10 protein-coding genes are annotated in these 11215 nt (G+C 45.0%); 5 read left to right on the top strand and 5 right to left on the bottom strand.

Annotated elements, in window-relative coordinates:
* The first annotated feature begins 203 nt into the window (after positions 1-203).
* Together GVY04_01885 and GVY04_01880 are read left to right on the top strand one after the other, a co-directional pair.
* Positions 204-617, top strand: a complete 414-nt coding sequence (locus GVY04_01885) for a hypothetical protein (GenBank protein NBD14924.1) — start codon at positions 204-206, stop codon at positions 615-617.
* Between the two features lie 100 nt (positions 618-717).
* Complete coding sequence (locus GVY04_01880) at positions 718-1197, top strand: hypothetical protein (GenBank protein ID NBD14923.1); 480 nt, start codon at positions 718-720, stop codon at positions 1195-1197.
* A gap of 88 nt (positions 1198-1285) precedes the next feature.
* Here GVY04_01880 and GVY04_01875 read toward each other — a convergent pair whose 3' ends face one another.
* The 4 genes from GVY04_01875 to GVY04_01860 form a co-directional block, all read right to left on the bottom strand.
* The gene (locus GVY04_01875; GenBank protein NBD14922.1) at positions 1286-3460 is read right to left on the bottom strand and encodes an EAL domain-containing protein; all 2175 of its coding nucleotides are present in this window, start codon (positions 3458-3460) and stop codon (positions 1286-1288) included.
* Positions 3461-3972: 512 nt separating this feature from the next.
* Complete coding sequence (locus GVY04_01870; protein NBD14921.1) at positions 3973-5112, bottom strand: transposase; 1140 nt, start codon at positions 5110-5112, stop codon at positions 3973-3975.
* 162 nt (positions 5113-5274) lie between these two features.
* Positions 5275-6174, bottom strand: a complete 900-nt coding sequence (locus GVY04_01865; GenBank protein NBD14920.1) for an iron chelate uptake ABC transporter family permease subunit — start codon at positions 6172-6174, stop codon at positions 5275-5277.
* Positions 6175-6187: 13 nt separating this feature from the next.
* Positions 6188-6952: an ATP-binding cassette domain-containing protein gene (locus GVY04_01860; GenBank protein NBD14919.1), complete on the bottom strand. Its 765-nt coding sequence runs from the start codon at positions 6950-6952 to the stop codon at positions 6188-6190.
* A gap of 134 nt (positions 6953-7086) precedes the next feature.
* On the opposite strand from GVY04_01860, the gene GVY04_01855 reads away from it, so the two are divergent.
* Positions 7087-8124, top strand: a complete 1038-nt coding sequence (locus tag GVY04_01855) for a zinc ABC transporter solute-binding protein (GenBank protein ID NBD14918.1) — start codon at positions 7087-7089, stop codon at positions 8122-8124.
* Here GVY04_01855 and GVY04_01850 read toward each other — a convergent pair.
* Entirely contained in the window at positions 8095-9150 is a 1056-nt protein-coding gene (locus GVY04_01850; GenBank protein NBD14917.1) for a phosphotransferase, read from the bottom strand. The two genes, GVY04_01855 and GVY04_01850, sit on opposite strands and share 30 nt — an antisense overlap.
* Positions 9151-9208: 58 nt before the next feature.
* On the opposite strand from GVY04_01850, the gene GVY04_01845 reads away from it, so the two are divergent.
* Positions 9209-9898 carry a D-alanyl-D-alanine dipeptidase gene (locus GVY04_01845; protein NBD14916.1) on the top strand — a complete coding sequence of 230 codons (690 nt, stop codon included), beginning with the start codon at positions 9209-9211 and terminating at the stop codon, positions 9896-9898.
* A gap of 128 nt (positions 9899-10026) precedes the next feature.
* Positions 10027-10947, top strand: coding sequence for a histone deacetylase (locus GVY04_01840; GenBank protein ID NBD14915.1), 921 nt, complete (start codon positions 10027-10029; stop codon positions 10945-10947).
* Positions 10948-11215: the final 268 nt, after the last annotated feature.

Raw genomic sequence — 11215 nt, 5'->3', positions numbered from 1 at the left:
CGAATGGCTTATGTGTAGCCTAAGAAAATGTGAGTCTCAACCGCATCGAGCGGTATCGACTCACCCGCTTTCCTCCCCCACCTGTTCCGAGGTGGGGGAGTCCCACGGATCTTTTGTTGAAAGAACTTTTCCCTCTCCAGTGGAACCACAGCAGATCTCTTTAGCCTCTGGATCTATTAATTTAGCGTGAGTCATCAAAAAAAATGAATAAAATTTCTTTATTTAGGGTAATTCCCTTAGCTGGTTTATTGATTTGGGCATTTTCAGCAAAAACTCCCACCCTAGCTCAATGTGTCGTTGCTGATACATCAGTTCAAGTCGCAGTTAATGGCAGTCGTGAGCCTGCCCAGCAGTCTAACGAGGTCGAAATTGACACACCAAAGAATTGTAACCGAAATCGTTCTGTCAGTACGAGCCGTCAAATTCAGGTGGGTGGCACTGACCCTGTTGTTCAAAAACGACGATCAAGGCACCAGATTAATTCCTCAGAAGAAAGTGATTCAAATCAATCTGGTTCAAGTGTAGTGATACCGGTGGAAGTGCAATTAGATGTTCATAATACTGCAGATACTGTTTCGCGCCCTGAGCGCGATCAAACTCAGCGCCGTCGTCGCTAGATGAAACCTTTCTACACAACTGGAAAGGTTTAAAGGTTTCTTGGAAAAACTCCGACTCTAGCCAACTTTTGACAAAAAATATTTGGGAGTGAGTCATGATATGAAGAGACGACTCTTATCCTACACAATTATTTTGACAGCCACACTTGCCATGTTTTACCACTCTCGCATCTATAGCACTAGCGATAACAACATTCAGTTAAATCAATCGACAGCAACACAATCTATCTCTAATCAACAAGTTTCTCAGTATGTTTATGCTTCTTCAGTAAGTAAATATCGAACAACACTTGATCTTAATGCTGAAGAATTGAATCAGTCTCATGAGTTAACTATCACTGGTACAGCAGGACTCTCCGGAGAACTTCGTTTAGATGGAAAGTTACTGAGTACGTTTGACACCAATGGAATTTCAATTGATCTCGCACCTTATCTCTCTAGAGGTCGTCATATTATTACCTTAGCAGGTCCTGCCCGAGGTACTATACAGATGACTTTTACTGGCCCGGGAATTAATTTGACTCATCAGACAAGTAGCAGTGGCTGGATAGATATCGAGTTGACCTTAGAGGTGTGGTGAATTTGAAAAAATTACGGAAATGATGATCACTAATCACATTGAGTTTTTGACGACACGACTGTAGTGAGCCTCCTTGCCCTGCTTTCATTTAAACTGCATGTTGAAAGTGTTTTTGCAAAATCTGCGTGATTTGAAAACTGGGCATCGCCCCATAAATAAAATCGCCTTGGACCGCCTGCGCTTGCAGTTCTCTTAACAAAGCCAATTGTTCCTTATTCTCCACCCCTTTGACCACCAGCTGTAGTTTCAGACTTTTACTCAACTTTAAGATCGCTTCTAACACTCTCACTGCCGCCTCCTCATTTTCATGATTTTCATTGAGTAGGTTCTCCACTAAAGACCGATCTGTCTTTAAGCTAGCAATGGGCAACTGCTGGAGACGGCTAAATGAGGAACTCCCCTGACCAAAATTATCGACACAGAAACGCAATCCTAACTCCACTAATTCCCAAAAAATCCTTGGCGCATGGGTTAAGTCTTCCACCAGAGTCTCTTCCTTCACTTCAATCATTAAGTAGCGAGATTCCAACTCTGTCTGTTCTAAGATTTGGGAAATTTTGGCTCTCAGCTCAGGCTGTTGCAATTGCCGAGAAGAAAAATTAATGGCGATGGACAGTTTCGGTAATCCCATCCGCTGCCAACGCTGATGTTGAAGACAAACCGTGCGTAAAATCCATTCTCCCATGGCAAAGATCAGTCCCGTCTCCTCGGCTAGGGGAATAAATTGAGCCGGGTCAATGAACCCGTATTGGGGATGTTGCCAACGGAGGAGGGCCTCCAGGCTCAAAATCCTTCCCGTTTGGGGGTTAACAATGGGTTGATAGTGGACTGAAAGTTGATCTCGTTCCAGAGCAAATTTCAGTTCTTCTTGCCAGGGGTTTGGGGTTTCCATGGCAATTTCAGGGCTGTAAAGCTGATAGCATTGTTTTCCTTGATGTTTAGCCTGTCTCAGAGCGGTATAGGCTTTTTCAATCAGAGGCGCTGCTTCCTCTCCTTGTTGAGGGGCTAAGGAAATGCCCATGCTCGCTGTGACATAAGTTTCATGTTTCTCTACCACCACCTGGGACTGAAAGCGGGCAATCACGGTTTGAGCCACCTGATGAATCTGTTCTAAGGTGCTTGCCGATAAGATGATCATAAACTCATCCCCAGCCCAACGCCCGAAAAAGGTGTTTTCACTTAAGACTTCTTTTAATCGGGCGCTGAGAGCTTGCAAGATCTGATCCCCCTCGCGATAGCCAAAGACTTCGTTAATCCGGGTAAACCCATCGAAATCGAGCAAACAGACGGCGATGAAGTCCTCTTGCTTCTGAGCTAATCGGGCTTGTAAATAGCTTTCCAACGCCCCGCGCTCGGGTAAGTGGGTTAAATAATCATAGGGTGGGGGGTCACTGGCGGGAGGTGGGGCTGGAAGAACTGGTTCAGGGCGGGTCTCTAATTCCCCTGAGTGAGAGCCAAGAGGCGTTTCCGGGCTGGGCCGGACAAAGATCCGCAGCCGCCGATGTACCGGGTCCCATTGGGGGGTGCGGAAAAATCGCTTCTGGGCGAGGGTAATTTCTTGTGGGGCCAGGTGCTCCTCATTAAGTTGGAGACCGGAGAATAAGGGATGGGATTGACCCTGCTCGAGTAAGTCTGGGAATTGTTTCCAGGCGGTAGCATTGAGATATAAAAGGTTGCCCTGAAAATCGATTTCGATGATGAGTTCAGGGGTGAACTCGGTTAATAAGGCGAGATGATTTAAGCTGGCTTGTAAAGTGGAGGCGGTCAAGTCAGCGGAGGCGGTGGAAAAGGAATTAAAGATGTTTAAGCAGGTTTCATACCAGTGTTCGCCATTGGACAGTTGCAGTAAATCTTGCAAGGTGGCGAGGTCTAAGCTGCTGGGAATGGTGTAGTATCTGAAACTGACTCCCTGAGCAAGTTGAACCAGGTCACCATGAACGAGATCATGGCAGGAACCGGGGTGACCATTGACGAGGAAGGGAGGAGACTGGGGTTCGCTCTCGCAGTGATTGTCCAGGAGGCGAAAGGCGTATCTTTGGGGAGCAGGAACGGGAAGGCGCAGTAAAAGGGCTTTTGGGGAATGAGAGGGGTCGGGCTCAATGAGGGGGGAAGCCAGGGTGAGATTGCCGTCGCGATCTTGGCGGAGGGCATAGCTGGTGGGGTCTAAGCGCTGGATTAAGCTCTGATCCAGGTTTTGAATGAATAAGATGTGGTGGAGGGACCCTTGGGGGGACAGGGATCGACCTGAAACCTGGTAATTCATGTTTACAATCAGAATTAATGGAGATTACAAATAAGGGCAAAATTAGATCGAGAAGCAATAGTTTGATTATAAGGAGTTCGGGTCGTGATTTCAACTCCTTAGCCCTGGAAACTTCCTGATTTTTGACGGCTCTTTAGAATTTTTCAATTATTAAAACTTTTTCAATCTAATCTTCAACTGTAAGTGAACTGAACGCTTTGATAATGGCTTGTTTGCTTAACTTTGTTGACTTTCCTTACTTTTTTGATTTCACAAGAGCGCGATCGCGCTTATTGATTACAATGAAAAATCCCCGATCAGATCACCTTTTTGGGATGTAGTCAATTCAATGAGTCTTCCTTGTCCAAAATATGATTGACTGCCCGGATAACCTTTGACACTCCGCACGGCTACGCTACGCTAAAGCCGTGGGATTCTTCGTTCTGCGACTCGTCTTGCTGATGCAGGATTTCTCCAACATTAGTAGAGGACGGGGCTTACAAGGTGCGGAAATGAATTCCGCACACAGCCCCTCACAAATCTCCCGAAGCGTTCGGATCGATGATCCAAGTTCCGCCATGCCCTGACGTACTTAAGGCTTGATTTAGAATATTTAGTGCTGCATTATGATCTCTATCTAATTGACAACCACATTGACAAATATGTGTTCTTTGAGAGAGAGATTTTTTAACAACAGCACCGCAATTAGAACAGTTTTGAGACGTATAATTGGGAGCAACGGCAATCGTTATCCTTCCATATTTAGTTCCAAAATACTCCAACCATTTTCTAAATTCATACCAACCCGCATCATTAATCGACTTGGATAAACAGTTATTCCTAACTAAATTTTTAATTCTCAAATCTTCGTAGGCGACCAGATCGTTAGACCGGACAACACGGAGCGCGAGTCTCTTCGCAAACTCTTTTCGCTGCCTACTTATTTTGAGATGAGTTCGTCCTAATCTCTTAATTGCTTTTTTACGGTTGGATGAGCCTTTAACTTTTCTAGAAACTCGGCGTTGATTCTTCTTCAGTTTGGGTTCTGACTTACGATAATACCTTGGATTAGACTCTGTGTTCCCTTTTGAGTCGGTATAAAATTCTTTAAGTCCAACATCCAAACCAATTGTATTATGCGTAGCTGGTAGAGTTTCTTTGACTTCAATTGCAAGACAAAACTGGCAATAATACCCGTCTGCTCTGCGAACCAATCTGACTCTTTTAATTTGGTCTTCTGAATAAAAACCCAAATCCCAAGTTCCAATAAGTTTAAGTTTTCCAATCCCTTTTTGATCAGTGAACTCAATGTGTTTCGGATCAATAAGCTTCCACCCCGATTGTTTATACTCAATAGAGCGAGAATTCTTCTTAAACTTTGGAGACCCCTTTTGACCAGCTAGTTGTTTTTGACAGTGATCATAAAAACGAGCAATTGAAGACCAACATCTTTCAACTGATGCCTGACAAGCTGTTGAGTTAAGCTCTTTAACCAAAGGAAATTCTTTTCGCAATTGAGTATTATAACGATACAACAATTTGCGACTGATGTTTTCATGATCCATCCAATAGCGAAGACATTTGTTTCGCACAAACTGAGCCGTGCGAATGGCTTCATCAATGGCTGAATATTGAGTTTTCTTTCCTTTAAGTTTGAACTCTAGAACAATCATTTAACGCTGAAGATATTGGCGTAACTTAATTAAAGTATAACACAGATCGTACCGGAGCCAAGCGTGAGGATTTGGTCGTTTTCGGGGCATTGAACCCCTCAACTCCCCCCTTATATCCCACGGCTAAAGCACGTGGGCTTTACGGCGATTTCTGTAAAGAGGTTACTGCTTGGTAGCCAGTAACCCTTTAATCTCCCGCCAAATTTGTGATTGTCCAGACCCTTGTGTACTGGGATTAGTTAAAACGCCCTGAGTGGGACTAAACAAGAACGCCAGCATAAAGAAGCCAAACGCCACCATTACGATCGCGGGACCGGAAGGAATATTAAAGTAGTAACTTAAATACATGCCGCTGATACTAGAAATGACGCCAATGATTGACCCGAAAATCATCATCTGCTGTAAGCGTTTCACTAGTAAATATGCAGTTGCACCCGGGGTAATTAACATCGCCACCACAAGTGCTAAACCGACGGTGGTCAGACTCGCGACAATCGTCAGCGACATTAAAATAATTAAGCCAAAGTCGAGCAGATTGATCGGTAATCCCGCCGCTTGCGCCCCTTCGGGGTCAAAAGTATAAAAGAGCAATTCTTTATAGAGGAGGATGATAACAGTCAAAACAATGACAGTAATCGCAGCGGTATTGATGACATCTCTGGTCGTCACGCCCAGAATATTACCAAAGAGAAAGTGCAACAAATCCACTTTATTATTCTTTTGAACAATGGAGATTAAGGTAATCCCCAAGGAAAAAAAAGCCGAATAAATAATCCCCATTGCAGCATCTTCTTTAATCGGCGATCGCGTCCTCACCCAAGCAATCATTACCGCACTAATGACCCCCGCAATAAACGCGCCAACAAAAATATCAATCCCTAAAATAAATGCAATGGCTAACCCCGGTAAAACCGAGTGACTGACAGCCTCCCCCAGCAGTGCCAGTCGCTGTACCATCAAATAAGTTCCCACAGTAGCACAAATAATCCCCACTAAAATAGCAGCAACCAGCGATCGCTGCATAAAGCTATATTGCAACGGTTCAATTAAAGTTTCCCACATCAGTTTCTTTCCCTCATGCAGCGTGTTCCGAGAAAAATGCCACTTGAGCGCCGTAAGCTTGTTCTAAGTTCCTCGCATTTAAAACCGTTTGTCGCGCCCCATACGCCACTAACTCTCGGTTTAACAAAATCAAATCATCAAAATTGCGAATGGATTCTCCTAAATCGTGATGCACCACTAAAACAATTTTTCCCGCATCTGCCAGTTCGTGGAGGAGATCGAAAATGACTTGCTCCGTTTTTTGATCAATGCCTGCAAGCGGTTCATCAAAACAGAAAATATGGGCTTCTTCTGCCAGGGCTTTCGCAATAAATACCCGCTGTTGTTGCCCGCCAGAGAGTTGTCCGATCGCGCGATCGCGAAATTCACTCATTCCGACTCGTTCTAACGCCTCATTTGCAACCCGTCGCGAGACCGTGGAAAAGCGGTTAAACCAGCCCGTTTTCCGAATTCGTCCCATCATCACCACATCCCAAACCGTCGCGGGATAGGTCCAATCAATTTTAGACCGTTGCGGTAAATAAGCCACCCTCTCCAACTGTTCCCGCAGCGGTTGTTCTCGAAAATGAACCCTTCCCCGAACCGGATTGACTAATCCCAGCATCGCTTTAATCAAAGTACTTTTTCCCGCCCCATTCGGACCAATCATTCCCGTCACCCGTCCGGGACTCACTTGACAATTCACTTCCTTTAAGGCTAGCACTCGCCGATACTGAACTTCTAAATCCGAAATCTGAATACTTGCTGCGGGATTCCGTGGAAAACTGATACTCGTCATCGCTAATTTACCCTCCTTAATTTGAGCGTAGCTCAAAAATGAAACAATTGTGAAAATGCTTTGGGCTATGGTAGCATAATTTCCATTAAAAATGAAAAGATAATGAAATAAATTTATTCACTGAGGAAAAAAGCATGATGACTCATTTGTTCCCTAAATCCTGGCTTGCAATGGTGGGTGTCCTCACGGGGCTTGTGATCAGTAGCTGTAGCGAAACTACCCCCAGCAATCGCAATGCTGGAGAAAATGAAAAACCGAATGTTGTTACCACCAGCACCATGATTACCGACTGGACAAAACAAGTGGGCGGCGATGAAATCAAAGTCACTGGCATTCTTGAACCGGGCGCGGATCCCCACGTTTATGAACCGGTACCTGCGGATAGTCGGGCGATGGAAGAAGCGGATCTCATTTTTTATAACGGTCATAATTTAGAACCAGAATTGATTAAGGTGATGAAGGGGACGGGAATTAGTGAAGAGAAAACATTGGCAGTGGGAGAAGTGGTCACCCCTTTTGACTATGATTATGACGGTCAAAGAGTGCCTGATCCCCATGTTTGGGGCGATGCTGAAAACGTGATCGCGATGGTCAATGCGATTCGCGATCGCCTCATTGAACTGTCTCCAGAAGATGAAGCCGAATTTCGAGAAAATGCAGCAGAATATACAGAAAAATTAGAGCAACTCGACAGTTGGATCATCCAACAAATTCAAACCATTCCTGCCGATCAGCGACAACTGGTTACCACTCATGATGCCTTTCAATACTATGCTCGCGCCTACGGTTTAGAAGTCACTGGAACCTTAATTGGTATTAGTACCGAAGAACAACCCAGTGCGCAAACCGTTAAAAACCTGTCAAATGCCGTTAAAGAAAGTAATGTACCGGCGATTTTTGCCGAAACCACAATTAATCCCACTTTAATTAAAACTGTAGCGAATGAAGCCGGGGTTAAATTAGCCGAACCAGAACTTTATTCCGACTCCATCGGCGCACCCAACAGCGAAGCGAACTCTTATTTAGGAATGCTGATAGTAAATACTCGCACCATTGTCCAAAATTTAGAAGGGAATTATACTGCCTTTGAATTAGCCATCGAACCGGCTATCTTGCCGAAACCGAGAATCCTGCTAACACTCTCAAAAGATCCGACTATTGTCAGCGTGTAACTGCTTCAGGTGTTCTAAGCGACGGGTAAAGTAGCGATGATCAAGACGGCTGTATTCAAAACACATGGCACGGTTGAGATTAATCCCCCAAGCCCAAATAAAGGCAGCCACGGTAAGGGCTTGTAAACAGTCCATTTCCAACTGACTCAAAGCAGTAATGGTTTGATATCCTTGCAGGAAAGCTTTGCGGATTTTGGGACCACATCCGGCTTGCAGTGAGACTTGACGGAACTTTGCAATATCAAAGGCGCGCCAACTATAGCCACATTGATCAAAGTCGAAGAGAGTCAATTGATGATTGTCGGTAAAGTGCGTATTGCCGCTATGGGGATCGCCCCAGCAGACTGTCCAAAAGGGGGGAGTTTGGGGTAAATTGTGCAGTTGTTCTTTGGTGCGTTGCGCGATCGCGCATAAGGTTTCCCAATCCCAAGGGCGTTTTTCAAAAAAAGGAATAATGATTGCCAAGGAATCGTCGATCATCAATTCTGGGGTCAAGGACGAGCGTTGGCTGCCGGGAGAAAAGTGGTAACTCACTCGATGCAGTTTCGCAACGGTTTCGCCTAAGCGATGGCTTTGAGTGCAGTCAAAATCGCCAATGGGAACCGATCCTTGGGCATATTCAAACAGAGTCCCATAACGTTCCCCTTCTGGGGCAGTGATTTCTAAGCAGAGTTCTCCCGTGTTGGTGGGAATTGGAGATGCCACGGGCAGCCCATGGTGTCGTAAAAACCTGAGGAATTCCAGTTCAAATTGAATATCGGAGCGCGATCGCCAATGATGATGAGAGATCCGAAAAATATAGCGTGCGCTAACTGTTTCAATATGATAAATATCACTTAGACCATGATACCAAAATTGACAGGCTTTCACTTCATCAATGTCATAGTGTGACATCAGAGCGGTTGCCACGGTATGCAGTGCGATGGTCGAGTACGTGACAGAACAGTTGAGAGCACTTACAGATTTAGATTTGATCGGAGGTTGGCTACGCAAGGCACGATCACGCTCATACTTATCAATTGTCATCTAAAATTGTCACCGACACGGCTGCGTTAAGTTGTATGGGAGACTACAAAAAACGCTCATGACTAAACCCTACCAACAAATTCCAATTCAAGAGTGCGGTGAAGATTTGGTTATGATTCCCACCTCTGAGTTTGCCTTTGTTACACCTCACCCTTACCAAAAGTTGGGCGCGCCCTATGGCAAGGTTTCTCCTTATTGGGTCCGTCAGGGCGTATTGAAAGCGCTACAGCATGCTCAAAACCAGCTCCAAAAAGAATACCCGGCTTGGCAGATTCAAATTTTTGATGCCTACCGACCCTTAGCGGTGCAACAGTTTATGGTTGAGTATACCTTTGATATGCTGCGTCAACAATCTTCCAGCTTATCAGATCAAGAAATTGTGCAACAAGTGGCAAAATTCTGGGCGCAACCCAGCCATAATCCGAAAACACCGCCACCGCATAGTACCGGCGCTGCCGTTGATATTACTTTGGTTAACGAAAAGGGAGAAACCATTGATTTTGGGGGTGAAATTGATGAAATTTCTGAGCGATCTTTCCCTGATTTTTATCAAAATCGTACCACCCCCTCTGCACAACTCTATCAACAACGACGAGAACTCCTCAAACAGATCATGGTCACGGCTGGATTTCGCCAACATCCCCAAGAATGGTGGCATTTTTCCCTTGGCGATCAGATGTGGGCTTGGCTAAAGCGTGAAGAATTGTCTCAAATTGAAGTAATTGCTTATTACGGCAGAATTGAATAATTCTGATTAAGGATTCATCGGTACAGTTAAGCTAAAATAGCTGAATGATCGCGAAATTGATCAAGGGGTTCACTCTCTTGCCGTTGGTATTGGCGACCGCATTCTGTATTCATAAATCTCTCCCAATTATGTTGCCGACTATCTATTCTGACCAGTTTCTCAAACACCGAACCGGACGTTTACATCCAGAGCGACCCGAGCGTCTAAAAGCAATTGTTGAGGCACTCCGCACGACGTTTAAAGAAAACGAGCTAGACTGGCAAGAACCCACCCCGCATCAGGAACGAGATATTCATTCTTGGGTAGAGAAACTCCATAGTCCTGACTATGTGGAAGAAGTGGCGCAACTTGCTAAACAGGGGGGCGGCAGACTTGATATGGATACAGGCGTTTCTGCAGATAGTTACGAGGTTGCTCTGTTGGCAGTGAGTGCTTGGTTCGATGGGGTGGATCAAGTGTTGACTAACCATCAACCAGCATTGGTATTGGCGCGTCCGCCGGGACATCATGCGGAGAGGCAACGGGGAATGGGGTTTTGCTTGTTTTCTAATTGCGCGATCGCGGCGCATTATGCTTTAACCAAACCACAAGTGAATCGGGTGGCAATTCTCGATTGGGATGTTCATCATGGCAATGGGACTCAGTCTTTGGTGGAAAATTCGCCAGATATTATTTACTGTTCCCTGCATCAGTCTCCTTGCTATCCGGGAACGGGTCAAGCAGAAGAGCAAGGGGCTTACAATAATGTGCTCAATCTTCCCCTGTCAGCAGGCAGTACTTGGAATGAGTATCAACCCGTTATTGAGGAACAGGTGATGCCATTTTTAAGTCAGTTTGAACCTGATTTACTGTTAGTCAGCGCCGGTTATGATGCGAATGCAGCGGATCCTTTGGCAGAAATTGCCCTTGCCCCTGATGATTATCGACAGTTGACCGAAATGTGCCTCTCCATAACTCCTTGTATTTTATTCGGCTTGGAAGGGGGATATGATTTGGATGCTCTTGCTCAGTCTGTTGTAGCAACCGTTCGGGCTTGTGTCTCTGGCTAGGGAGTCGGAATTGAGAGGAAGAACTGTGTATTTAAACTGTAAAATGTTCAGGCTAGATGTTTGCTCAAAGAAGTTACAATAAAAACTACTGAGCTGGTTCGATGAATTTAATTTTTTTCACCGAAATTACCTTTATTTTACTTTATTTATCTCAATTATCTTAATGTGACGAGAAGACCCCCACTATAGCGTCAGATTAGTGGGGGATGAATCGTCACCAAACAAATAAAAGTCCGACAGGACATCCTTCGACAGGCTCAGGAACACC

The sequence above is a fragment of the Cyanobacteria bacterium GSL.Bin1 genome (assembly GCA_009909085.1).
In the GTDB taxonomy this organism is placed as follows: Bacteria; Cyanobacteriota; Cyanobacteriia; order Cyanobacteriales; family Rubidibacteraceae; genus Halothece.
Note: the sequence above shows the minus strand (reverse complement) of the source record. Positions and strands in the feature narration are given on the sequence as shown.

Excerpts from the sequence above, each read along its gene's own strand:
- GVY04_01885 (NBD14924.1), top strand. The coding sequence starts at position 204 with ATGAATAAAATTTCTTTATTTAGGGTAATTCCCTTAGCTGGTTTATTG.
- GVY04_01880 (NBD14923.1), top strand. The coding sequence starts at position 718 with ATGAAGAGACGACTCTTATCCTACACAATTATTTTGACAGCCACACTT.
- GVY04_01875 (NBD14922.1), bottom strand. The coding sequence starts at position 3,460 with ATGAATTACCAGGTTTCAGGTCGATCCCTGTCCCCCCAAGGGTCCCTC.
- GVY04_01870 (NBD14921.1), bottom strand. The coding sequence starts at position 5,112 with ATGATTGTTCTAGAGTTCAAACTTAAAGGAAAGAAAACTCAATATTCA.
- GVY04_01865 (NBD14920.1), bottom strand. The coding sequence starts at position 6,174 with ATGTGGGAAACTTTAATTGAACCGTTGCAATATAGCTTTATGCAGCGA.
- GVY04_01860 (NBD14919.1), bottom strand. The coding sequence starts at position 6,952 with ATGACGAGTATCAGTTTTCCACGGAATCCCGCAGCAAGTATTCAGATT.
- GVY04_01855 (NBD14918.1), top strand. The coding sequence starts at position 7,087 with ATGATGACTCATTTGTTCCCTAAATCCTGGCTTGCAATGGTGGGTGTC.
- GVY04_01850 (NBD14917.1), bottom strand. The coding sequence starts at position 9,150 with ATGACAATTGATAAGTATGAGCGTGATCGTGCCTTGCGTAGCCAACCT.
- GVY04_01845 (NBD14916.1), top strand. The coding sequence starts at position 9,209 with ATGACTAAACCCTACCAACAAATTCCAATTCAAGAGTGCGGTGAAGAT.
- GVY04_01840 (NBD14915.1), top strand. The coding sequence starts at position 10,027 with ATGTTGCCGACTATCTATTCTGACCAGTTTCTCAAACACCGAACCGGA.